The following is a 24,243-nucleotide window of genomic DNA, read 5'->3' as shown; positions in this document are numbered from 1 at the left end:
GATTGTTCAGTCTCGACATACCACTAGAGTGAGGCCCACCACCGGCGTTACAGCCGTGTGCAAATATTTCTGAAAATTATTCATCCAGCTTCAAAAGCGGCTCCTGGAAGCGTAGCAAACGCCCGGCATTGCCCAATACCAACAGGGTGCTGAGGTTGTGCAACACCGCCGCGATCATTGCGCCTGCTGCACCCAGCCAGCCAAACGCGGCGAACACCACGATAGCCAGCGTCCAGCCCAGGCCGATGATCACGTTGACCTGCAACGTCTGTCGGCACTGGCGGCTCAAGCGCACGCAGGTGCCGAGGCGACGCAGATCGCTGCCGATCAGCACCACGTCCGCCGATGCCAGGGCGATGTCCGCCCCGCCCGCGCCCATGGCCACGCCGACCACGCCCGCCTTGAGTGCCAGGGAATCGTTGATCCCGTCACCCACCACCATTGGACGGAACCCACTGCTGATTTCCCCCAGTACGCGGTTGAGCTTATCTTCCGGCAAGGCCTGCGCCTCGACATCGCTGATGCCGACGTCAAGCGCCAGGCTGTCGGCCACGCTTTGGCGGTCGCCGGTCAGCAGCAGCTGGCGGCCCAGGCCGAGGTCGCGCAGCTCTTGCAGCGCCTGGCGTGCTTCCGGCTTCACGCTGTCCGCCAGCAACAGCCAGGCAAGGAACTGCCCGTTCAACGCCAGCCCGGCAATCGGGCCGTCATGGTTCGGCACCTCCGTTGTGACGATACCCAGTTGCTCGAACAACTCCGGCCGCCCCAGCGCCGCCTCGCCCTGTTCGGTTTGCGCCACAACGCCGAGGCCCTGGCGTTCGCGGATGTCAGTCAGTACCAACATTTGTTCCTGCGTGGCCAACCCCGCCAGCGCACGGCTGACCGGGTGGCTGCTGGCCGAACCAAGGCTGGCGGCGAGATTCAACAACACCTGCCGATCCGGCGCCGTGGTTTCGATGGACTGCAAGCGCAGCGTGCCGAAGGTGAGCGTGCCGGTCTTGTCGACTACCAGCGAGGTCAGGTCCGCCAACTCCTCCAGAAACGCCGAGCTGCGAATCAAAATCCCGTGGCGCGCCGCCACCGCAATCCCGGCAATCGCCGTGGCCGGCGCCGACAGCACCAAGGCACACGGGCACGCTGCCACCAACACCGCCAACATTGCCTGGGCGTCATTGGTCACAAACCAGGTCACCGCCGCCAGCAGCAACACCAGCACCATATAGCTACCAGCGTAACGCTCCAGCAACCGAGTGATCGGCGGCTTGGAGCGCTCGGCGTTCTGCATCAGCGCAATGACCTTGCCCAAGGTCGACTCATTGCCGGTGCGCGTCACTTGCAAGCGCAACAACCCATCCAGGTTGATCGCCCCGCCAAACACCTGCACACCGACACTGGCTTCCAACGGCACCGACTCACCCGTGATGGGCGCCGTGTCCAGGCTCGCCTGGCCCGACAGCACCACGCCGTCGGCGGGCACGCGGTCACCGGCACGTACTTCGACGATATCGCCGGTGTTCAGCGTGCCGTTATCCACTTCGATAATGCTGCCATCGGCCTGTACCAACCGCGCATGGCTGCGGGTCAGTTTGCCCAGGGCGTGAATCGCTTCCTGGGAGCCGATCACACTGCGCTCTTCCAGCACATGGCCGAAGATCATGATGATCGGCAACAAGGCGGCCGTCAGCAGGTCACCGGTGGCCCAGGCACCCAGCATCGCCAGGGCGATCAATTGGTCGGTGATGCCATGCAGGCTGGGGTAACGCAGGCTGTACCAGGCCGAGCGCATCACCGGCACGGCCACCAGCAAGGACGCAACGCCAAGCAGCAGCTGGCTGACACCGGTCTGGTCCGGCGCCAGCCAGCGCCAAACCAGGCCCAGCACCAGCAGTCCCAAGGCCAACATCGCCAGGGTTAATTGCCGGGCAGCGCTGCGCTGCTCGGCGGAGGTCAACATGGGCGCGCTCATTGCTCGGCTCCCTGAATGATCAAGCGGGAGTCGTCTTTAGGGTCGACGGTGGTCACGGAACCTGCCTGGCCTAGAATCTTCGGCAAGCGCTCGCGGTACAGCCGCAGCAACAAGCCCGGGTCTTTAACCTGCGCCAGGCTGGCGACCGTCGCCGTTTGCGCCTGGGCATTGGCCAAGCGTTCGCTGGCCTGGGCGTGGGCAACCTGCACCAGCCGATCGGCTTCCTGGTTGGCGGTCTGGGTGAGTTTTTCCGCGTCGGTGCGGGCATTGGCCACGGCTTTGTCAGCTTGCTGGCTGGCCGTCAGCACGGCGTTGAAGGCATTGACGGCCGGACCTGGCAGGCTCGATTGCACATCTACGCGGGTGACTTCGATGCCCAAGCCCAATCCCGTCGAGGCCAGCTCGGCCAGACGTTTATTAATGCCCTGCACCAGATCACCGCGCAGCCGCTCACGGCGTTCGGCGGCGCCGTTGTCGGTGCCGATCAGTTCAGGGCGCGCCACCAGAATCGTGTCCAGGTCGCGCGCGGCGGTCAGTGCCACCGCGCTGCGCGTCACCAGCCGATCCAGGGCCGGCAGCACATGCTCGCCCTGCAACACAAAGGCGTAAGGTTCGATGACCTTATAAAACACCCGCACATCCAGCTGCACCACACCGGCATCGCCCGTCAGCAAATAGCCTGAACCGGCCAGCGCATCGCTCAAGGGCGTAGCAAAACTGGCCACGCGGTCGGCCTGGATCGCCGCCTCGGAGCGTAACAAGTTATCCACGCGCCGCTCGATCACACGGTCCGCCGCCGGCAACAGCACCACTTGCTCGAAGGGCTGCGGCCACGCCAGTAACAGCCCGGCGTTCTGGATGCGGTCAAGCGCGCCGAAGTGCAACACCACCGCGCGGTTTTGCGGGTCGATCTGTCGCACATTCGAAAACGCCCAGGCCAATGCGGCCAGAACCGTCACCGCGTACAGCGCCAGGAAGGTCAGACGCCCGGCCTGGATCCACGGGCTGTCCGGGCCGTCACGCTCGGTCATGGCTGAACGTCCTTGGGCCCGTCTACGAGTGCACGGAACGGCGCAGCGTCGGTACGCAGGATGATCTTGGTGCCCGGTGTAACCACCGTGCCCAAGGTATCGAGCGAACGCAGCAGGTTGTACAACTGCGGGTTGCCGGCGTAGGCACGCCCGTAAATCTGCGCCGCTTCAACCCGCGACTGGGCTTCGATATCAGCGGCTTTCACCGTGGCATCGGCCTGCACGATGCGCGCATCGCGCTCGGCAGCGGAGCGAATCTGCGCGGCTTCACGCTTGCCCACGGCGGTGCGTTCAGTGGCGATGGTTTCGCGCTCGGCGCGCATGCGGTCGACGGTGGCGGTCAGGGTCACAGAAGGCAACGTCAGGCGCTCCACGCCCACTTGCGCCACGCGCACGCCATAGGTGGTAAGCAACTGTTGATCAATCTGCTGGCGCAGCTGGGCTTCAAAATCGGCAATCCGCACCTGGCTGGCGTCGGTGTTAATCAAACTCGACAGGTCAAAGCTGGCTGCCGTGGTTTCCAGCGCCGAGCCTACGAAGGTACGGATCTGCCGCGCCGCTTCATCCGGCTGGTTCTGCACCGCCCGCATAAAGCGCTGCACATTGTCGGCATCGCCCTGCACCTGCCACGCCACGTAGGCCTGCACGATGATGCGCAGGCCATCGCGGGTGCCCACATCCTGCAAACCGCTGGAGGTGGTGCGCAGGCGCAAGTCTACCGGGATCGCCGCTTCGAACGGCGCCGGCCAGCGCCAGCCCAGGCCCGGCTCCAGCAGTACCCGCGCCGGGTTGCCGAAGCGGGTAATCACCGTGGCTTCACCGGAACGCACCTGCACCAGGCTCGCCGCCGCGACGGCAAACAGCACCAGCAACACCGCCCAGGCCATACGCCGCCAAGGGAATGGGCCAGCGGCCTGCTCATCACCATGGTGGTGATGATGGTGGCCGTGATGATGGTGATGATCGTGAGAATGTGCGCTCAACAGACAGACTCCTTATTGAACGGCTTTACGCGGCGCCATCGGGTCGGCCGGCAAAGTAAAAGAACGCAGATCGATCGTCGGCGCGCCATCGGCGCCCAGGCGGTGATCCAGAATAAGCAGCTTGGCATTGGCCAGGCCTTGGCTGAGTTGGCCCAGGTACTGTTCCAGCACAAAGGCACGACCCGCAGTGGCGTAGGCTTTTTGTTCGGCGGTAAAACGCAGGTCGGCCGCTTGGGCGCCCGCGTTTACTTCACGGGCAGTGGCCACCGCCTGATCGCGGGCAGTGCTGGCTTGCAACAACGCCTGGTTGGTTTGCTCACTGGCAGCCCCGCGTTCGCGGGAGATCAGCGCCTGGGCGCCAATTTGTGCCGCCTGCACACCGTGATAAGCATTGGCAGCACCGGCCGGTGGGTGAATCGCTTCGACTACCGTGGCCAAAATCTCCACGCCGCTGTCGAGTTTTTGCAGGTCCGCCTGCACCGCGCGGCCTACTTCGTCGGCGAGGCTGGTGCGTTGCTCACCGAGCAATTCGTCTAGGGTGCGCGAAGCAAAATCATGCACAAGGATGCGGCTGGCGGTGCTGCGAATCAGCGTCGGTACATCCGCGCTGTTATAGGTGGCGGCCAGCGCAGCCTTGTCCGTCAGGCCGATGCGGTAGACGAAACGCACATCCATATTGACGATCTGGAAGCTCTGCTTGTCGCCGCTGCTGCTGGCGATCACTTGAGATTTGTCATTCACATGGCTGGCGTCCCACAAACGGTTAGCGATCAATGGCGCCGGGCCTTCCGCCGAGGCCAACTCCGGTGCGGCGGCCTCGCTGACGCTGGTCGCCAGTTCATGCACCACGCCGTTTTCCACGCTCAGCACGCGACCCCATGGCCACGGCAACCCGGCGTGCAAGCCAGGCCCGAAGACTTGCACGGGTTTGCCGAACCGCTCATAAATCCCACGGCCTTGCAGGGGCACTTCGTGCACGCCGGTCAACGCCCAGCCTACCGCCAGCACCACCAGCAGCACCGGCAAAAACGCCCGGCGCATGTAGGTAAACGCCCAGATCTGGCGCAAGTCGATGCCAAAGCGGTTGTGCAATTCGTGCTGCAACGCCAGCAAGGGTTGGGGTGGCCAACGCAGCAGGCCCGCGATAAAGCTTTGCGCCATCAAGCGCGGTTCGAGGCGCGGCTGGCGCGGGCTGAACAGTGACAGCACGGCCCTTAGCAGAAACTCCAGCGCCACCAGCGCGGGCAATAGCCCCGTCAACACGGCCAGGCGCAGTGGCCAGACGGATTCAGCGCCGGCAAACAGCAGGCAAATCGCGCTGACCACCAGGCTGATAATCGCCACGCGGCTCAACTGCGCCAGCTGGGACGCTTCCGGCCATTGCGCGGCGGTTTCCTGGGCCAGGCGTCGCTCGAACACCAACAAGCCAAAGGCCAACGCCAGGGCCACCGCCGCGCCAATGCTCGCCGATTGCCCCACCGCGGCGGCGGGCAAGGCCAGGTTCCAGAATTCGATGATGCTGATCAGCGCCAGCAACGACCAGCCGCACAGCCACAGCACCGGCGCGCCAACCTGTGACAGCAAGCCGCTGCCAAACCGATTGATCGCCCGTGCGAACGCGCCAACCTCTTCGCCGGAGGCTTCGATCAATTCCGTCGTGGGCGTTTCCAGCGCCTGGGCGCGCCAATCCGCCACCCACCACGCCGATTGCAACCCGGCCACCAGCACCAGCAAGGCCGACGCGCAGTTGATCAGCACCACCGGCCAGATCGACAGCGGCGCAAACAGTGCGACAAACAGCGCCAGCACCCAACCGGCCACGGCCAGGGCCGTCAGGCTGATGCCCGCTTGGCGCAATCGGCGGGCATGGAACAGCCCTTGTTGAAAACGCGGAAGGCCTTCCACCGAAGCGCCGTCCGCTGCCAGATCCACTTGCATCTACTTCACGTCCACTTACATACAATTAGTTACGATATAACACGCAGCGTGAAATTTTTGTCCGAAAACAGCACAAATCCCCTGTGGGAGCGGGCTTGCCCGCGATAGCGGTCTGCCAGTGATCGTTGGTTGGCCTGATACACCGCTATCGCAGGCAAGCCAGCTCCCACATTTGTCCTGTGGTGCTCTCGCAATAGTGATTAAACCCCCAGAAACACGAGCCATCACTGGTGCAGGCACGGATTAATCGGCACACTCCAAACAGTTTTTCGCGGGCCCATGGACAAGGAAGCGTCATGATTTCGATCTACCAGCTCAAACCGCGTTTTCAGAACCTGCTGCGCCCTCTTGTGCAGCGTCTTTACGACAACGGCACCACCGCCAACCAGATCACCGTGCTGGCCGGCGTCACTTCCTTGCTGGTCGGCTTGTTGATCGCCAGCTTTGCCCAACACCTCTGGCTGTTTGCGCTGATCCCGCTGTGGATGATCCTGCGCATGGCCCTCAATGCCATCGACGGCATGCTCGCGCGTGAATTCGGCCAGCAATCGCGCCTGGGCGCCTACCTCAATGAACTGTGCGACGTGATCGCCGACAGCGCCTTGATCCTGCCCTTTGCGCTGATTCCCGGCGTGAGCCTGGCGCCGGTGTTGCTGGTGGCGTTGCTTGCCGTATTCAGCGAATACGCCGGCGTGTTGGGGCCAATGGTCGGCGCCTCACGGCGCTATGACGGGCCGATGGGCAAAAGTGATCGTGCCTTCGTGCTTGGTGTGCTCGCCATTGGCGTGGCGCTGGGCTGGCTCGGCGCCGGCTGGGTCGACGCGGTGATGTGGCTGGTGGCCGCCCTGCTCGCCTACACCTTGGTCAACCGCGTGCGTCAGGGCCTCAAAGAACAACAAGAAACCTCTCCGATTGCATAAGGATTTTTGCGATGCGCGAACAGCAAGAGCACACCTTCGGTACCCATGATGGCGTCGAGCTTTTTTATCGGCACTGGCCGGCCACTGCGCCTGTGGGTGACGCGCCGCGCAAGGCGATCCTGCTGTTCCATCGTGGTCACGAACATTCGGGCCGTATTGCCCACTTGGTCGATGAACTCGACCTGCCGCAATTCGATTTCTTTGCCTGGGACGCCCGTGGCCACGGCCAATCGCCGGGCGCGCGCGGTGACAGCCCAAGCTTTGCCACCAGCGCCCGCGACGTGCAGACCTTCTGCGAACACATCGGCGCCACTTACGGCATAGAAGAACAAAATTTCGCCGTCATCGCCCAAAGCGTCGGCGCGGTGATTGCGGCCACTTGGGTACACGACTACGCGCCAAAAATTCGCGCACTGGTGCTCGCCTCCCCGGCGTTCAAGGTCAAGCTGTACGTGCCCTTCGCCCGACCTGGGCTGGCGTTGATGCGCAAGTTTCGCGGCAATTTTTTCGTCAACAGTTACGTCAAGGCCAAGTTCCTCAGCCATGACCCGGAGCGCGTCGCGTCCTACGACAGCGACCCGCTGATCACCAAAGCGATTTCGGTGAATGTGCTGCTCGGTCTGTACGAAGCCGCAGACCGCGTGGTCGCCGATGCCCAGGCGATCCAGGTGCCGACGCAATTGCTCATCTCCGGTTCCGACTTCGTGGTGCACCGCAAACCCCAGCAGCAATTTTTCGACCGCCTGGGCAGCCTGAAAAAAGAGCTGCACATCTTGCCCGGGTTTTTCCACGACACCCTTGGCGAGCGCGACCGCGCCGTGGCGGTGAACAGCGCCCGGCGTTTTATCCTGCAGAACTTCCAACACCCGCTGGACCGCGCCGCCCTGCTGGATGCCGACAAAATGGGCGCCACTTGCGCCGAGTCCGAAGCCCTCGCCGCGCCGCTGCCGCGTAACTCCCTGCGCGACCTGTACTGGCGCATGACTCGCGCCAGCATGGGCCTGGGCAAGAACTTGTCGGACGGGGTGAAACTGGGTTTCGACACCGGCTTCGACTCCGGCAGCACCCTGGACTATGTGTACCGCAATAAGCCCACCGGCAAGGGCGGCTTGGGGCGGATGATCGACACCAACTACCTCAACTCCATCGGCTGGCGCGGCATTCGCCAGCGCAAGTTGAACGTCGAGGAACTGCTGCGGCTGGCCATGGCCAGGTTGCGCGATGAGCATCGCGAAGTGCGCATTGTCGATATCGCCGCCGGCCACGGGCGCTACATTCTCGAAGCCTTGCAGGGCGTTTCGCCGTTGCCGGAATCGATCCTGTTGCGCGACTACAGCGACATCAACGTACGTGACGGCGGTGCACTGATTCGCGAGAAAGGCCTGGGGGACATCGCGCAGTTCGTCAAAGGCGATGCATTTGATAGGGCAGACCTGGCGGCCCTGGAACCCAAGCCGACCTTGGCGGTGGTGTCCGGCCTGTATGAGCTGTTTGCCGATAACGGCATGGTCGGCGGTTCGCTGGCCGGTCTGGCCGAAGCGGTGGAACCCGGCGGGTATCTGGTCTACACCGGCCAGCCGTGGCACCCGCAACTGGAACTGATCGCCCGCGCCTTGACCAGCCATCGCCAGGGCCAGGCCTGGGTAATGCGCCGTCGCAGCCAGGCCGAAATGGATCAACTGGTCGAGGCGGCGGGCTTTCGCAAAATCACCCAGCGTGTGGATGAGTGGGGCATTTTCACCGTGTCCCTGGCGCAGAAGATCTGAGCATGCGCGAACCCGGCTTATTGAAACCCGCAGTCCTGTGGCTACTGCTGTTGGCGCCGCTGTTCTTCAGCACCTACGGCTTTGCCACCTGGGTAACCAGCCAGCGCAGCGATGTGGGCACGCTGGTGTTCGGCTGGGAAACCCATATGCCGTTCTGGGCCTGGACCATCGTGCCCTACTGGTCCATTGACCTGCTTTACGGGTTTTCGCTGCTGCTGCCCAATACTCGTCATGAGCTGAAACAACACGCGCTGCGCCTGCTCAGTGCGCAAGTCATTGCCGTGAGCTGCTTTTTAATCTGGCCACTGCGTTTCACCTTTGAACGGCCGGAGCTGGATGGCGTATTCGGCTGGCTGTTTGCGGTGCTGGCCGGCTTCGACAAACCCTTCAACCAGGCGCCGTCGCTGCATATCGCGCTGCTGGTAATTTTATGGGTGATGTACCAGCGCCACACCCAAGGGTTCTGGCGTTGGCTGGTGCATGGCTGGTTCGCGTTGATCGGTATTTCGGTACTGACCACTTATCAACATCACTTTATCGACTTACCCACAGGCGCCCTGGCCGGTTGGTTATGCGTGTGGCTGTGGCCGGTGGAACATCCAAGCCCGCTTTTGAATGCACGGCTGACGCGGGATACCCAGCGCTGGCGGCTGGGTGTGCGCTACGGCCTGGGCGCGGTGATGTTGGTGATTCTGGCCTGCGTGCTGCGCGGCTGGTGGTTGTGGCTGCTATGGCCGGCGGTCTCCTTAGGCTTGATCAAGGCCAATTACCTCATGCTGGGCGCCTCAGGCTTCCAAAAACGCGCTGATGGTCGGCTCACGCCAGCGGCGCGCTGGCTGTATGCACCCTACTTGGCGGCCGCGTGGATAAATTCCAGGCTGTGGACACGTAAACATCCACAGCCCGACCAGATTGTGGATAACGTCTGGCTTGGTCGAATTCCTGCCACCGGCGAGCAAAATTCCTTCAAGGCCATCGTCGATCTGTGCGCCGAATTGCCGATTAATCCACAAGGCCGCACCTATGAATGCGTGCCTGTGCTCGACCTGATCGCGCCAACGCCCGCGCAATGCCTGCAAGCCGCCGAAGCCATTGAGCGCCTGCGTTCAAACGGCCCGTTGCTGGTGTGCTGCGCCCTCGGCTACTCGCGCAGCGCCACCGTCGTCGCCGCGTGGTTGCTGCACAGCGGGCGCGCCGCAACGGTCGACGAGGCAGTGGCTATTATTCGTACAGCACGGGCCGAAGTGGTCCTGCATCCTGCTCACCGTAAAGCGTTGGAGGGTTTGCCCCATGCCCGCTGATATGGAACTCCAGGTGGTTGCCAGCCTGCTGCGCCGTGGCCGCTCGCTGGATCAGTTATCCACAGGCCTGACCGTGGCCGGCGTGTTATTCGGCCTTGCTCAATTGCTGTTGGCCAGCGTTTCGACCCTGTGCCTGCTGCTCAGCCTGTGGATGATTATTCTCGGCCTGCTGCAAAAGTACTGGGCCTTGCGCGTGGCCTTCGACGCCGACCTGTTCGCCCTGCTGGCCCGCGATACCGGGCGCACGGCCGATCTCGACCAAGCCTTGCAGAGCCTCGGCCTGCAATCGCCCAAACGCGCCGGCCGACCCTGGACCGAACGCCGTCGCGGCGCGCTCAAACTGCTGCGCAAACAAGCCTGGTTGCTGGGTGCGCAAGCGCTGCTGACCCTGGCCATAATCCTCGCCAGCCCTTGGCTACCTTTCGCCGGATAAGGAATCCCCATGTTAGAACCCGTGGTCGCCACCCTGATTACCTCGATGGCCCGCACCGTCACCGGCGCCCGTAGCCTGTGGCTGGGGTGCGCGCCGGTGCCGGTGCAGCGCATCTACTTCGCCAACCACAGCAGCCACGGTGATTTCGTCTTGCTATGGGCGTCGTTGCCGCAGAACCTGCGCAAATTCACCCGGCCGGTAGCCGGCAGTGATTACTGGAACCAAAGCGCACTGCGCCGCTACATCATCAACCGCGTGTTCAACGGCGTATTGATCGACCGTGAGCGCAAAGACCCTGTGGATAACCCTTTGCAGCCGATGCTGGCCGCGCTGGAAGGTGGTGACTCCTTGATCATCTTTCCCGAAGGCACGCGCAACCTCGAAGACGGTTTGCTGCCGTTCAAAAGCGGCCTGTATCACCTGGCAAAAAGTTACCCACAGGCCGAGTTGATTCCGGTGTGGATCGCCAACCTCAACCGGGTCATGCCCAAGGGTCGCGTACTGCCGCTGCCGTTGCTGTGCACCACCAGCTTTGGCGCGCCGCTGCAATTGGAAGACGGTGAAGACAAGGCCGCCTTCCTTGCCCGCAGCCGCGACGCCCTGCTTGCCCTTGCCCCGGAGCATGTCTGACATGGATAGCCAAACCCTGATGTTGTTCGGCGGAATCGGCGCGATCCTGGTGCTTGCCTCGCTGATCGGCCTGATCCTCAAACTGCGCACCCGTGGCACACCCAATGCGGTGGTCGACAACCTCAACGCCCGCATCAACGCGTGGTGGGTGATGGTGGTGGTGATCGGCATCGCCTTCTGGCTCGGCACCGGCGCGGTGATCCTGCTGTTCTATGCGGTGTCGTTCTATGCCTTACGCGAATTTCTTACCCTTACGCCCACCCGCCGCAGTGACTACCCGGCGCTGGTAGCCGCGTTCTATCTGGCGCTGCCGCTGCAATACCTGCTGATTTATGCCGACTGGTACGGGCTGTTTTCGATCTTTATCCCCGTGTATGTGTTCCTGCTGCTGCCGATCCTTGCTTCGCTGGGCGGCGACAGCACGCACTTTCTGGAGCGGGCGTCGAAGGTGCAATGGGGCCTGATGATCGCGGTGTTCTGCGTGTCGTTCGTGCCCGCCCTGCTGACACTCGACATTCCCGGCTACGAAGGCCGCAACCTGTTGCTGATCGCTTACCTGGTGATCGTGGTGCAACTGTCGGACGTGCTGCAGTACGTGTGCGGCAAGCTGTTCGGCAAACACAAGATCGCGCCCAATCTGTCGCCGTCCAAAACCGTAGAAGGCTTTGTCGGCGGGATTCTGCTGTCGTCCCTGATCGGCGCGGCGCTATGGTGGACCACGCCGTTCAACCCATGGCAGTCATTCTTGATCGCGCTGCTGATCAACCTGCTGGGCTTCGCCGGCGGCATCGTGATGTCGGCGATCAAGCGCGACCGGGGCGTGAAGGACTGGGGGCACATGATCGAAGGCCACGGCGGGATGTTGGATCGCCTGGATTCGGTATGTTTCGCCGCGCCGATTTTCTTCCATCTTGTGCGCTACTGGTGGACCTGAGAAACACACACTCTCTCAAGCCCAACACAGATCAATTGTGGGAGCTGGCTTGCCTGCGATAGCGGAGTGTCAGCCAGCATCACTTTTGGATGTGCCATCGCCATCGCAGGCAAGCCGGCTCCCACAGGTGTTTTGTGGTGTATTGGGAGGCCAAGCTAAGCCCGAAACCTTGGTTCACGGGCAGTCTTTTGATCGGTTTTGCGGCACGCCTCACCTTTGTGCAACACGCCTGAGCACGCTGACCACTTCACGTCATCTTTTGTATCAAAGACGCGTGTAAGATAGGCCGCACTTTGCCAGGGATGCTCACCATGTTCGATTCGTTGAAAGCGATCAGCCGCCGGATTATCGGCGCTTTACTGACTGTGGTGAGTGCCATCTTTGGCCAATGGCAGCCGCCGGCCTGGCTGCGAGCCACGGGCCGTGGCGTGGGAAACCTGGGCAGTAAAGCCCGCGCCCATCCGCGCCAGGCGGGTGCCGGGGTCTTGGGCCTGGTGCTGCTGGCCGCTGCTGGTTTCTACGGCTGGCACTGGTATTCGAATTTGCCGCAGCCCCACACCGTGGGTTATTCGCTGCATAAGCCGAACCTGACCGATTACACCCAGCAGCCTGCGGTTGTGGATAACTTGCAGGTGCGTTTTGCCGAGTCCGTGGCTCCGCTGGCGGCGATTGGCAAGCCGGTCACTGAAGGCATTACCCTTAAACCCGCTGTAGCCGGTGCCTGGCGTTGGTCCGACGACCGCACGTTAGTGTTCGTGCCGGAAAAAGACTGGCCTGTGGATGCTCATTACACGCTCGACCTGGCCAAGAAACAGCTGCTGGCTGACGGCGTGCTGCTGAGCCAATACAGCAGCCAGTTCTCGACCCAACCGTTCCGCGCCACCCTGGCGCAAAACGAGCTGTACCAGGACCCGTCCAACCCGACACTGAAACAGCTGGTGGCGACCTTTCACTTTTCCCACCCGGTGGATGAAGAAAACCTGCGCAAGCGCGTCTCGGTAACCCTCGGCAAAGGCCTGGCCTACCGCGACGCCCAACTGCCCAACCGCCCGGAAATCACCTTCGACGAACTCAAGCTGAATGCTTACGTGCGCTCCGCCGCCCTGGCCACGCCACTGGAAAGCACGCCGGTCAACGCCAAGCTCGATGAAGGCATCAAGGCCCGTGACGGCGGCAATGCCAGCACCGCGCCATTGGTGGCGGAAGTCACCGTGCCCGGCCGTTATCGCCTGACGTTTACCAGCGCCGAAGTCAGTTTTGTCGACAACGAGCGCGGCGAACCGGAGCCGGTATTGATGTTCAGCAGCTCCAGCGCCGTGGCCGACGACACCATCGCCGGCAAGGTCCAGGCCTGGCTGTTGCCGGCCAAGGCCGAAGATGACACGCGCCCTTACACCAGCAACGATATCGATGACGCAATGCTGGCGCGCAGCACCAAGGTCAGCTTGACCCACGTGCCCAGCGTCGAGCCGCTGAATACCTTGCATGCCTTCAAGTTCAAGGCCCCGGCCGGCCGAGCGTTGTATGTGCGCGTGCCTGCCAACCTGGAAGCCATCGGTGGCTATCTGGCGAAAAACCCTACCGCCTCACTGATCAGCATGCCGGCGTATCCGCGCACCTTGCAGTTCCTGTCGGACGGCGCGTTGCTGAGCCTCAACGGCGAAAAACGCCTGGGCTTCATGGCCCGTGGCGTGCCCGGCGCCCATGTGGAAATCGCCCGCCTGCTGCCCAACCAGTTGCAACATTTGGTCGACCAAAGCAGCGGCAGCTTCGCCCGCCCGAATTTCGGCAATGAATACTTCGACCGCATGGTTGAGCGTCAGTCGCTGGATATTGCGCTGTCGTCCAATGACCCGGCGAAAACCGTCTACGACAACGTGGACCTGAGCCACTACCTCACCGCCAATGGCGGCCGTCGCGGCATTTTCGTGCTCAAGCTGAGCCCGCAGGATGACCCGGCCGAGCGCACGTTCGAGTACGAACGCAACAGCACCAGCGACCTGCGTTTTATCGTGGTCACCGACCTGGGCATCATCGCCAAACGCTCCAGCGACGGCAGCCATGATGTGTTTGTGCAGTCCATTGGCAACGGCTCGCCGGTCGCCGATGCACAAGTCGACATCATGGGTCGCAACGGCCTGCCGGTCGCCAGCGGCCGCACCGATGCCGAAGGCCACGCGCATTTCGCCAAGCTGGACGAACTGCGCCGTGAGAAAACGCCGCTGATGTATGTAGTCACCCGCGGCAACGACCAGTCGTTCCTGCCGATTGCCCGTCAGTCCCAGCAGTTGGACTTTTCACGCTTCGATGTAGGTGGTTTGGAAGAAGACGGCGCGATTAATCGCCTCAGCGCGTATATGTTCACCGACCGTGGCCTGTACCGCCCGGGCGAGACCGCGCACCTGGGCATGATCGTGCGCAGCGGCGACTGGAAAGGCGCCTTGCAAGGCCTGCCGGTTGAACTGCAAATCACCGACCCGCGTGGCCTGGAAGTGATTCGCCAGCCGCTGAAGCTGTCCACCAGCGGCTTTGAAACCTTTGATTTCCCCAGCAGTGAAGTCGCACCCGCCGGGGATTACACCGCGACCTTGCAGCTGATTGGCCAGAAAAACACCCGCACCGACCTGGGCAGTGTCAGCTTCAAGGTTCGCGACTTCGAGCCGGACCGCATGAAGGTCAGCCTGAGCCTGCACGACACACCCGTATTGGGCTGGATCCCGCCGGACCAAGTGGTGGCCAAAGTCACCGCCATGCACCTGTTCGGCGCCCCGGCAGCCGGCCGGCGTGTCACCGCGAAGATGTCCCTGAGCCCGACGCTCGCGGCCTTTGACCGTTACCCCGATTACCGCTTCCGCCTCAACGATTCGCTGGAAGAAGCCAGTACTGAAGACTTGGCTGAAACCACCGTCGACGACAACGGCCAGGCCGTGCTCGACCTCAACCTGCAACGCTTCGCCAGCAGCACCTATCGCCTGCAGGTGATGACCCAGGTGTTTGAAGCCGAAGGTGGCCGTAACGTGGCGGCGCAAAGTGCGCTGCTGGTGTCGTCCGCGCCTTATCTGGTCGGTGTGAGAAGTCAGGATTCGCTGTCGTACGTCGCCAAGGATGCCCCGCGCCAGGTGCAATGGCTGGCCGTTGCGCCAGACCTCACACCGATGGCAGTGGATGGCCTGACCAGTGAAGTGGTCGAACACCGTTACGTGTCGGTACTGGTGAAACAGTCCAACGGCACCTACAAGTACGAGTCGCGCATCAAGAACATCAGCCAGCCGGCTTCACCGCTGACGATGACCAAGGACGGCGCCAAGCAAACGCTGAACACCGGCACGCCGGGTGATTTCACCCTGCAAGTCAAAGACGCCAATGGCCGTCTGCTCAACCAGATCGACTACAGCGTGGCCGGGCGTGGCAACACCTCGCGCTCGCTGGAGCGCAACGCCGAACTGCAACTGCGCCTGGATAAACGCAGCTACGCCACCGGTGATGAGATTGCGATCAGCATCCGCGCGCCGTACACCGGTGCCGGCTTGATCACCATCGAGCGTGACAAGGTTTACACCCAACAGTGGTTCAAGGCCGACAGCACCAACAGCGTGCAACATATCCGCGTGCCTGCCGGGCTTGAGGGCAATGCCTACGTTAACGTGCAGTTTGTGCGCGATATGGGTTCGCCAGAGGTTTATATGAGCCCGCTGTCCTACGGCGTGGTGCCCTTCAGCATCAACCTGGATGCGCGGCGCATGGCGCTCAAGGTTGAAGGCCCGGAGAAGATCGAGCCGGGGCAGACCCTGGATATCAAGGTGACCGCCGACCGCCCAGGCCGCGCAGTGGTTTACGCGGTGGACGAAGGCATCCTGCAAGTGGCGCGTTACCAGACGCCAGATCCGTTGGGCTTCTTCTTCCAGAAACGCGCATTGGAGGTTGGCACCAGTCAGATTCTTGACCTGATCCTGCCGGAATTCAGCCGCCTGCTCAGTGGGGCAGCGCCCGGAGGTGACACCGAAGGCGCGCTGGCCAACCACCTCAACCCGTTCAAGCGTAAACACCAGCCACCGGTGGCCTGGTGGTCCGGGTTGGTTGACCTGCCGGCCGGTGAAACCGTGCTGCACTACCAGGTACCGGACAGTTTCAACGGCAAGCTGCACCTGTTTGCAGTGGCGGTGGACAGTGACAGCGTGGGCGTCAGCGAGGCCAATACCGAAGTACGCGTGCCGATTGTGATCACGCCGAACGTGCCGGCTTTTGTGGCGCCGGGGGATGTGTTCAATGTGAGCGCCGGGGTGTTCAGTAACCTCGACGCGGCGGCGGACGTGAAGTTTGAAGTGCAGACCAGCGACGGCCTCAATGTGCAGGGCGACAAAGGCAGCACCTTGTCGCTGCAACCGCGCAAGGAAGGCACCGCCGAGTTCAAGATCAAGGTGGGTGAAACCCTCGGCTCGGCGGACCTGCGTTTCGTGGCGATATTGCCGAACGGCAAACGTATTCAGGTGGCGGAAACCACTTCGATCCGCCCCCTGAGCGAGCATCGCGTGGCCTTGAGCCTGGGCCGTTTCGACAGCGCCAGCAAAGAGCTGAAACCGACCCGCGAACTGTTCAGCCAATTGCGCGATGTGCAACTGGGTGTGGCCGCCTCGCCGCTGGTTTGGGCCAACGGCCTCAAGCATTACCTGGATGACTATGGCTACGCCTGCACCGAGCAATTGGTGTCCAAGGCCATGCCGGCGTTGATCTGGGGCGGCACGGCGCCAGAAGCCGAACAAGCCTTCAGCGGCGCGGTGCGCATGCTGCGCCAGCGCCAGAACTCGGCTGGTGGCTTTGGTTTGTGGGCGGCCAACCCGGACGTGGCGCCGTATGCCAGCCTGTACGCCACCGACTTCCTGATCGAAGCCAAGGAACGCGGGCTGCCGGTGCCGGAAGACCTGCTGGCGCGCTCCAACGCCTACCTGACCGACCTGGCCAATGGCCCGAGCGAAGGTCTGTCGGAATTGCGCAACCGTGCCTACGCCAGTTACCTCTTGAGCCGTCAGGGGATTCTGGTGAGTGGCGCCTTGAGCGACATTCGCGAGCGTTACGAGAGCTACTTCAAAGACACCTGGCAGAACGACCTGGGCGCCGCTTACCTGGCGGCCAGTTACAAGCTGCTCAAGCAGGATCGTCAGGCCGATACCCTGTTCCGCAAGATCCCGTGGCGTTCGCTGGTGGATAAGTGGGAGAGCGATGGCCTGTATTACGACCCGCTGGTACACGATGCCGAGCACTTGCACCTGCTGGCGCGCCACTTCCCCGAGTTGCTTGACGATGTACCGACGGCACTGCTGGATAAACTCGGCAAGCGCCTGAACGAACAGCGTTACAACTCGCTGTCGGCCGCCCTGCTGCTGCGCGCCCTGGATAACTATGGCCAGCGCGCCCAGAGCGACATGACCCTCAAGGCGACCGCCTGGCTGGGTGACAAGCAACAGCAATTGCTGGAGATGGCCGGCCAGCCACCGCGCGCCGCCGTGCCGGGTAAAACGCAGAAGCTGGTGATGGAAAAAACCGACGGCCCGGCCGCTTTCTACATGCTCAGCGAAGCCGGTTTCGACAAGGGCGCCAAGCTCAAGCCGATCAACAATGGCCTGGAAATCATCCACGAATACCTCGACCTCAAAGGCGAGCCGGTGAGCAAAGTCGCGGTGGGCGATGAGTTCCTGGTGCGCCTGCGCCTGCGTGCCACCGACCGCGACCAAGTGCAACAAGTGGCCGTGGTCGACTTGCTGCCCGGTGGCGTCGAGCCTGTGTATAACTTGCCACCGGAGCCGGAAGCGGCCGCCAGCAACGAAGAAAGTGAAAGTGAAAGCGACGATTCCGAGTACGTGGAAACCGCCGACGGTGACGAAACCGAGACCTGGCAGGCGCCGATCGGCGAGACCGAGCTGAGCAACTGGCAGCCGGACTACGTGGACGTGCGCGATGATCGGGTGGTGTTGTACGGCACCGCGCTGCGTGATGTAGGCACTTTCGTGTACCGCGTGCGCGCCACCAACGCAGGGACGTTCAATACGCCACCGGCCTACGCCGAAGGCATGTACGAAACCACCCTGCAAGGGCGCGGCAAAGTAGGCCAGCTTGAAATTACCAAGCCTTAAACGCCTGACGCCGCTGCTTGCAGCGGCGCTGCTCGTTACAGGCACGCTGGCGGGGCTGCGATGGTGGCCCCATGCACCGCTGGAACAGGCCGTCACCTCGTCCCGCGTGGTGTTGGCCGACGACGGCGCGCTGCTGCGCATGACCTTGGCGCAGGATGGGCAATACCGCCTGTGGCTGCCGCTGGAACGCATGTCGCCGTCACTGGTCGAGGCTTTGCTGCTTAAGGAAGACCGCAATTTCTATTGGCACCCGGGCATCAACCCCCCGGCGTTGCTGCGCGCGGCCATGGCCACCTACAGCGGGGGCCAGCGCCAGGGCGGCTCGACCTTGAGCATGCAGCTGGCGCGGCGCTTGTGGGACCTCAACACCCGCCGAGTGCCGGGCAAATTGCAGCAGATGGCCCTGGCGCTATGGCTGGAAGCGCGCTACAGCAAGCACGATATTCTTGAGGCTTACCTGAACCTGGCGCCCATGGGCGGCAATATCGAAGGCGCCGAAGCCGCCAGCCGGATTTACTTTGGCAAGTCGGCGGCGCAGTTGTCGTTGTCCGAAGCGCTGGCGCTGGCGGTGATCCCGCAGCAACCGGGGCGGCGCGCGCGCTTCGGGCCGTCGCTGCAACATGCGCGGCTGCGCTTGATGGCCGACTGGCGCGAAACTTATCCACAGGACCCGCGTAACGACAGTTTGCTCGACTTGCCCCTGGAGGCGCGCAACCGCCAGCAGATCCCGTTTCTGGCGCCGCACTTAAGCGAACAACTGCTGGCGTCGCAGCCCGGCAACGAACTCAACACCACCCTCAACCTGCCGTTGCAGCAATTGCTCGAACGCCTAATCAGCGGTTTTATTGCCGAGCGGCGCAGTACCGGTGTGGAAAACGCCACGGCCATCCTTGTGGACAGCCGCGACCAGAGCGTCAAGGCGCTGGTGGGTTCGGCGGATTACTTATCCACAAGCATCCACGGCCAGGTCAACGGCGTGTTGTCGCGGCGCTCGCCGGGTTCGACGCTCAAGCCGTTTCTGTATGGGTTGGCGCTGGATCAGGGGGTTATCCACCCCATGAGCATCCTCAAGGATTTGCCCAGTAACTTCGGCTACTTCCAGCCGGAAAATTTCGACGGCAGTTTTGTCGGGCCGCTGACGGCGCGGGATGCGTTGATCCGTAGTCGCAATATTCCGGCGGTATGGCTCGCCAGCCAGGTGCAGTCGCCCTCGTTGTATGGCTTGCTGCAACGCGCCGGGATCAAAGGCTTGCGTGGGGAAAGTCACTACGGCCTGGCCCTGGCCTTGGGCGGCGGCGAGATGACGCCGGAGGAACTGGCGCGCCTGTATGTGATGCTGGCGGGTGACGGGCATTTGCGGCCTTTGCGCTATTTGCAGGAACAGCCGCAAACCACTGGCGCGCAACTGCTCACGCCCCAAGCTACGTTTATGGTGCGCGACATGCTGCGCCGCAACCCGCGCCCGGATGGCCTGCCTGGCCGCCACTGGCGCACGGCCTGGAAAACCGGCACGTCCTGGGGCTTTCACGATGCCTGGAGCGCGGGCCTGGTGGGGCCGTATGTACTGGTGGTGTGGGTGGGCAACTTTGATGGGCGGCCGAACCCGACGTTTATCGGTGCCAAAACCGCTGCGCCGCTGTTCTTCCGTATCGCCGACGCACTGCCACTGGCCTTGCCTAGTGTGGTGATCAAACCCGACAAGCCGCCCGCCGGGCTGGTGCGCATCGACGTGTGTGCGGCCTCCGGCGAGTTGCCCAACCGCTGGTGTCCGCAAACTCGCAAGACCTGGTACATCCCCGGCGTGTCGCCGATTCGCGTTTCCAATCTGCATCGCCCGGTACTGATCGATACGCGCACCGGCAAGGCCGCGTGCCCGCCGTTCGACCCGCAATACACCCGCGAAGAAGTCTTCGAATTCTGGCCCAGCGACGTACAGCGGCTGTACCGCGCCGCCGGCCTGCCCCGGCGCACACCGCCCAACGTGATGAAAAATTGCCAGCCCAACCGCATCAGCGACCAAAGCGAAGCGCCGCAGATTCGCTCGCCGCTGACCCAGGTGAGCTACCAGTTGCGCCTGTCCCAGCCGCAGGAAAGTATCCCGCTCAATGCCAACGCCGCCAGTGACGCGACTACGCTGTACTGGTTTGCCGACCAGACCCTGATCGGCCAAGGCCCGCCGCAAACCACGTTGAACTGGCGGCCTGGCAAGTCGGGCGAATACCGGTTGCGGGTCAGTGATGATCAGGGCCGCAGTGCGAGCCGTGGGTTACGAGTAGAGTTTGTACCTTAGGTCAACTCGGTATTGAAAACGCTAGCCACCAACGCCTGCAACGCGCGGATTTGGGTAATGGAAAAGATCAAAGCGACAATAATCACGCTCAGCCAGATCAAAAGGATCTTGAATGGATCGAACTCGAGCGCCACCAATGCCCACGTCACCAGGCCTCCACCGATCACGCCAACCACTCCCCAGGCGATAAGTATGGGCTGAACCCGCTTGTGGATATCTCGATAAAGAAACACCCGTGCAACGCACATCAGCACGAAAACTATGCCCATCCAACCGAAGGCAGCCAACAACGGCAGCGATAAACCTTGGCGCTGATACAACAAAGCCACCCCTTCATGGAATGACCCCAATCCAGCCATTTGCTGGAACGTATCGCGGCTGGGCAACTGCCACTGCATCCATTGCGCCGGATCTATAAGCAGTAGCGCCATACTGAACAACACCACCAAGGCACTGCATAACCCCAAGGCGCGCCACGCTGGCACAGCGAGACGATAGTTGTTCACATTGCGCAGCCGCTCCACACCAAATACCGTATCGGCCTCCTCACCCCGGACGATCACCGTTTTACCGTTACGCTGTATTGCAGTACCGATAACCATGACCTCCAGGCTTTCGCTGAGCAAGATTTCTCCTTGCTGGCGGCCCGGTCCTGCGGTGTAACGATAGTCCCCTAGCTGCGGCACTTGGCCTGAAAACAGCTCAATGCCTTCGGCGATGATATCCACAGTGCCGTGGGCATCCTTGAGCGCAAAGTCATTGCATTGCGCGTCAGTAAATACTGTCCGCCATGCATCCTTTTCGTCGCTGTCGCGGTAGCTCTCCTGGATCTGCAGTGAATACCCGGCACAGGGCAAGCCATCCACTGGGGATAAGCGCGCCTCTTTGAGCATCACAGTGCCACAGACTTTTACCAGACCAGGTCTCAGCGAGTACGAAAGGCTGAGCGGCAAGCGTTTATCCGCACGGTAAAAACCTCTGTTCATAGTGATGACACCCCTGTCTGGCTATCCATAAGCCTGCATTCTAGGGATAAGGTGGCCGCTAGTGCACATCAATGGGGCAGGGAGCATGGGGGGCTCGGCGGGCCGACCTGCGCTCCCAAACGAATCCGACCGCCTTGGTAAGTACTCGAAATAGCGCCAGCAGCGCTTACTCCACCGTCACCGACTTCGCCAGGTTACGCGGCTGGTCAACGTCAGTGCCCTTGAGCACAGCAACGTAATACGACAGCAGCTGCAGCGGGATGGTGTAGAGGATCGGCGACAGGGTGTCGTGGATGTGCGGCATGTTGATGACATGAGTGCCTTCGCCGTTGGTCATGCCGGCTTTTTCATCGGCAAACACGATCAACTGGCCGCCCCGCGCGCGTACTTCCTGCAAGTTGGATTTGAGCTTTTCCAGCAGTTCGTTGTTCGGCGCGACGGTGACCACCGGCATGTCGTCATCCACCAGGGCCAATGGGCCGTGTTTGAGCTCGCCGGCCGGGTAGGCTTCAGCGTGGATGTACGAGATTTCCTTGAGCTTGAGTGAGCCTTCCATCGCCACCGGGTATTGCGCGCCACGGCCGAGGAACAGGGTGTGGTTCTTGTCGGCGAACAGTTCAGCGACTTTTTCCACGGTGCTGTCCATGGCCAGGGCTTCGCCCAGGCGGGTCGGCAGGCGGCGCAGTTCTTCGACCAATGTCGCTTCGACGCCTTCGGCGAGGGTGCCGCGCACTTGGCCCAGGGACAGGGTCAGCAGCAACAGGCCAACGAGTTGGGTGGTAAAGGCTTTGGTGGACGCCACGCCGATTTCGCGACCGGCCTGGGTCAGCAGGGTCAGGTCGGACTCGCGCACCAGCGAGCTGATGCTGACGTTGCAGATCGCCAGACTGCCGAGGAAGCCGAGTTCTTTAGCGTTACGCAGCGCGGCCAGGGTGTCGGCCGTTTCGCCGGACTGGGAGATGGTCACGAACAGGGTGTCGGGCTGCACCACCACCTTGCGATAGCGGAACTCGCTGGCGACTTCGACCTGGCACGGGATACCGGCCAGTTCTTCGAGCCAGTAACGCGCAACCATACCGGCGTGGTAGCTGGTGCCGCAGGCGACGATCTGCACATTGCGCACTTTGGCGAACAGTTCGGCGGCTTGTGGGCCGAAGGCGTTGACCAGTACTTGGTTCTGGCTCAGGCGGCCTTCGAGGGTGCGTTGCACCACGGACGGTTGCTCGTGGATTTCCTTGAGCATGAAGTGGCGGAATTCGCCTTTATCAGCGGCCTCGGCACCATCACGGTATTGCACGGCTTCGCGCTCGACCGGCACGCCGTTGACGTCCCAGATCTGCACGCTTTCACGGCGAATGTCGGCGATGTCGCCTTCTTCCAGGTACATGAAGCGGTCAGTGACCTGGCGCAGCGCCAGTTGGTCGGAGGCGAGGAAGTTTTCGCCCAGGCCCAGGCCGATTACCAACGGGCTACCACTGCGCGCAGCCACTACGCGGTCGGGTTGGCTGGCGCAGACCACGGCCAGGCCGTAGGCGCCGTGCAGTTCCTTGACGGTGGCCTTGAGGGCGACGGTCAGGTCGCCAAGGTCCTTGAGCTTGTGGTTGAGCAGGTGAGCGATGACTTCAGTGTCGGTGTCCGAGGTGAACACGTAGCCCAAGCCTTTAAGCTGTTCGCGCAGCACTTCGTGGTTTTCGATGATGCCGTTGTGCACCACGGCCAGGTCGCCGGAGAAATGCGGGTGGGCGTTACGTTCGCACGGCGCACCGTGGGTGGCCCAGCGCGTGTGGGCGATACCCAGACGACCCACCAGCGGCTCGCCGAGCAAAGCTTGTTCCAGCTCGCTGACTTTGCCTGGGCGACGCATGCGCTCGAGCTTGCCGGCGTTGGTAAATACGGCTACACCGGCGCTGTCATAGCCGCGGTATTCCAGACGCTTGAGGCCTTCAAGCAGGATGGCGGTGACGTTGCGTTCAGCGACTGCGCCTACAATTCCACACATGGTGTATCTCCTAGATGATTGCCGCGCATATCAGCGTAATGCCGCGGGCTTGGATCTGGTCGCGGGCCTCAAGCGGCAGGCGATCATCGGTAATAAGGGTATGGACGCTGCTCCAGGGCAGCTCCAGATTGGGGATCTTGCGGCCGATCTTGTCGGATTCGACCATCACCACCACTTCACGGGCGACGTCGGCCATTACACGGCTCAGGCCCAGCAGTTCGTTGAAGGTGGTGGTACCACGTTCCAGATCGATGCCATCGGCGCCGATAAACAACTGATCAAAATCGTAGGAACGCAGCACTTGTTCGGCGACCTGGCCCTGGAATGAATCCGAATGCGGGTCCCAGGTGCCGCCGGTCATCAACAGCACCGGCTCATGTTCCAGCTCGCTCAAGGCGCGGGCCACGTGCAGGGAGTTGGTCATCACCACCAGGCCGGGCTGCGGGCCCAACTGGGGAATCATGGCGGCGGTGGTGCTGCCACTGTCGATGATGATGCGCGCGTGTTCACGCAGCCGCATCACGGCCGCACGGGCGATGGCGCGCTTGTAGGCCGAGATGGGCTGGGCAGCGTCGCCGACCAGTTCCTGGGGCATGGTGATCGCGCCACCATAGCGGCGCAGCAGCAGGCCATTGCTTTCGAGGGCGGCGAGGTCCTTGCGGATGGTCACTTCCGAGGTTTCGAAACGCTTGGCCAATTCGTCCACGCTGACTTCGCCCTGTTCATTGAGCAGGGTCAGAATGTTGTGGCGCCGTTGGGGTGTATTTCGTTTCGACATGGTGATGATAAGTTTCGTTTCGAAAGATAACGAAGGCAATCAAAACCTATTGGTAGGAAATCGTCAAGCAGATCGAAAATTTTTTTGCACAACACTGAGCAAAATGTAGGAGCGGGCTTGCTCGCGAATACGGTGTGTCAGTCACCTTTTCAGTGCCTACCCG

At 62.2% G+C, this 24,243-nt stretch carries 15 protein-coding genes; 8 read left to right on the top strand and 7 right to left on the bottom strand.

Translation table 11 applies throughout. The features are described 5' to 3' along the window. Positions 1–76 precede the first annotated feature (76 nt). From FFI16_RS26915 to hflK (FFI16_RS26900), 4 genes are read right to left on the bottom strand one after another with little or no spacing between them, the layout of a single operon-like run. Complete coding sequence (locus FFI16_RS26915) at positions 77–1,963, bottom strand: cation-translocating P-type ATPase (protein WP_138813220.1); 1,887 nt, start codon at positions 1,961–1,963, stop codon at positions 77–79. Next, positions 1,960–2,994, bottom strand: coding sequence for a protease modulator HflK (gene hflK / locus FFI16_RS26910; protein WP_138813219.1), 1,035 nt, complete (start codon positions 2,992–2,994; stop codon positions 1,960–1,962). The genes FFI16_RS26915 and hflK (FFI16_RS26910) overlap by 4 nt, the downstream gene beginning before the upstream one ends. Beyond that, positions 2,991–3,977, bottom strand: a complete 987-nt coding sequence (gene hflC / locus FFI16_RS26905; protein WP_138813218.1) for a protease modulator HflC — start codon at positions 3,975–3,977, stop codon at positions 2,991–2,993. The genes hflK (FFI16_RS26910) and hflC overlap by 4 nt, the downstream gene beginning before the upstream one ends. A gap of 12 nt (positions 3,978–3,989) precedes the next feature. Beyond that, positions 3,990–5,915, bottom strand: a complete 1,926-nt coding sequence (gene hflK, locus FFI16_RS26900; RefSeq protein WP_138813217.1) for a protease modulator HflK — start codon at positions 5,913–5,915, stop codon at positions 3,990–3,992. A gap of 296 nt (positions 5,916–6,211) precedes the next feature. Between hflK (FFI16_RS26900) and FFI16_RS26895 the strand changes: the two genes are divergently transcribed. The 8 genes from FFI16_RS26895 to pbpC all read left to right on the top strand — a co-directional run bounded on the left by FFI16_RS26895 (position 6,212) and on the right by pbpC (position 20,317). Continuing rightward, complete coding sequence (locus FFI16_RS26895; RefSeq protein ID WP_138813216.1) at positions 6,212–6,835, top strand: CDP-alcohol phosphatidyltransferase family protein; 624 nt, start codon at positions 6,212–6,214, stop codon at positions 6,833–6,835. An 11-nt stretch (positions 6,836–6,846) separates the two neighbouring features. After that, positions 6,847–8,601 (top strand): bifunctional alpha/beta hydrolase/class I SAM-dependent methyltransferase, encoded by a 1,755-nt coding sequence (locus FFI16_RS26890; protein ID WP_138813215.1) that lies wholly within the window; start codon positions 6,847–6,849, stop codon positions 8,599–8,601. Positions 8,602–8,603: 2 nt separating this feature from the next. Next, the gene (locus FFI16_RS26885) at positions 8,604–9,902 is read left to right on the top strand and encodes a phosphatase PAP2/dual specificity phosphatase family protein (protein ID WP_138813214.1); all 1,299 of its coding nucleotides are present in this window, start codon (positions 8,604–8,606) and stop codon (positions 9,900–9,902) included. Beyond that, the gene (locus tag FFI16_RS26880) at positions 9,892–10,335 is read left to right on the top strand and encodes a hypothetical protein (RefSeq protein ID WP_138813213.1); all 444 of its coding nucleotides are present in this window, start codon (positions 9,892–9,894) and stop codon (positions 10,333–10,335) included. Before FFI16_RS26885 ends, FFI16_RS26880 begins: the two co-directional genes overlap by 11 nt. Before the next feature lie 9 nt (positions 10,336–10,344). Further along, entirely contained in the window at positions 10,345–10,965 is a 621-nt protein-coding gene (locus tag FFI16_RS26875; RefSeq protein WP_138813212.1) for a 1-acyl-sn-glycerol-3-phosphate acyltransferase, read from the top strand. Between the two features lies 1 nt (position 10,966). Continuing rightward, the gene (locus FFI16_RS26870) at positions 10,967–11,899 is read left to right on the top strand and encodes a phosphatidate cytidylyltransferase (protein WP_017135107.1); all 933 of its coding nucleotides are present in this window, start codon (positions 10,967–10,969) and stop codon (positions 11,897–11,899) included. A 311-nt stretch (positions 11,900–12,210) separates the two neighbouring features. After that, positions 12,211–18,027, top strand: a complete 5,817-nt coding sequence (locus tag FFI16_RS26865) for an alpha-2-macroglobulin (protein ID WP_138813211.1) — start codon at positions 12,211–12,213, stop codon at positions 18,025–18,027. Next, positions 18,008–20,317 carry a penicillin-binding protein 1C gene (gene pbpC / locus FFI16_RS26860; protein ID WP_138813210.1) on the top strand — a complete coding sequence of 770 codons (2,310 nt, stop codon included), beginning with the start codon at positions 18,008–18,010 and terminating at the stop codon, positions 20,315–20,317. Before FFI16_RS26865 ends, pbpC begins: the two co-directional genes overlap by 20 nt. On the opposite strand, the gene FFI16_RS26855 is transcribed toward pbpC, so the two are convergent. From FFI16_RS26855 to FFI16_RS26845, 3 genes are all read right to left on the bottom strand, one after another. After that, entirely contained in the window at positions 20,314–21,303 is a 990-nt protein-coding gene (locus tag FFI16_RS26855; RefSeq protein WP_138813209.1) for a hypothetical protein, read from the bottom strand. The genes pbpC and FFI16_RS26855 overlap by 4 nt on opposite strands. Positions 21,304–21,469: 166 nt before the next feature. Continuing rightward, complete coding sequence (glmS, locus tag FFI16_RS26850) at positions 21,470–23,302, bottom strand: glutamine--fructose-6-phosphate transaminase (isomerizing) (RefSeq protein WP_138813208.1); 1,833 nt, start codon at positions 23,300–23,302, stop codon at positions 21,470–21,472. Positions 23,303–23,312: 10 nt separating this feature from the next. Next, positions 23,313–24,080: a DeoR/GlpR family DNA-binding transcription regulator gene (locus tag FFI16_RS26845; protein ID WP_138813207.1), complete on the bottom strand. Its 768-nt coding sequence runs from the start codon at positions 24,078–24,080 to the stop codon at positions 23,313–23,315. Between the last annotated feature and the right edge of the window lie 163 nt (positions 24,081–24,243).

It is taken from the genome of Pseudomonas sp. KBS0710, assembly GCF_005938045.2.
Taxonomy (GTDB): domain Bacteria; phylum Pseudomonadota; class Gammaproteobacteria; order Pseudomonadales; family Pseudomonadaceae; genus Aquipseudomonas.
This window is presented reverse-complemented; position numbering and strand designations above follow the sequence as displayed.

Coding starts and splice junctions, on each gene's coding strand:
- FFI16_RS26890 (WP_138813215.1), top strand. CDS start 6,847: ATGCGCGAACAGCAAGAGCACACCTTCGGTACCCATGATGGCGTCGAG.
- FFI16_RS26885 (WP_138813214.1), top strand. CDS start 8,604: ATGCGCGAACCCGGCTTATTGAAACCCGCAGTCCTGTGGCTACTGCTG.
- FFI16_RS26915 (WP_138813220.1), bottom strand. CDS start 1,963: ATGAGCGCGCCCATGTTGACCTCCGCCGAGCAGCGCAGCGCTGCCCGG.
- FFI16_RS26865 (WP_138813211.1), top strand. CDS start 12,211: ATGTTCGATTCGTTGAAAGCGATCAGCCGCCGGATTATCGGCGCTTTA.
- FFI16_RS26855 (WP_138813209.1), bottom strand. CDS start 21,303: ATGAACAGAGGTTTTTACCGTGCGGATAAACGCTTGCCGCTCAGCCTT.
- FFI16_RS26895 (WP_138813216.1), top strand. CDS start 6,212: ATGATTTCGATCTACCAGCTCAAACCGCGTTTTCAGAACCTGCTGCGC.
- hflK (WP_138813219.1), bottom strand. CDS start 2,994: ATGACCGAGCGTGACGGCCCGGACAGCCCGTGGATCCAGGCCGGGCGT.
- FFI16_RS26880 (WP_138813213.1), top strand. CDS start 9,892: ATGCCCGCTGATATGGAACTCCAGGTGGTTGCCAGCCTGCTGCGCCGT.
- FFI16_RS26845 (WP_138813207.1), bottom strand. CDS start 24,080: ATGTCGAAACGAAATACACCCCAACGGCGCCACAACATTCTGACCCTG.
- FFI16_RS26870 (WP_017135107.1), top strand. CDS start 10,967: ATGGATAGCCAAACCCTGATGTTGTTCGGCGGAATCGGCGCGATCCTG.
- hflK (WP_138813217.1), bottom strand. CDS start 5,915: ATGCAAGTGGATCTGGCAGCGGACGGCGCTTCGGTGGAAGGCCTTCCG.
- FFI16_RS26875 (WP_138813212.1), top strand. CDS start 10,345: ATGTTAGAACCCGTGGTCGCCACCCTGATTACCTCGATGGCCCGCACC.
- glmS (WP_138813208.1), bottom strand. CDS start 23,302: ATGTGTGGAATTGTAGGCGCAGTCGCTGAACGCAACGTCACCGCCATC.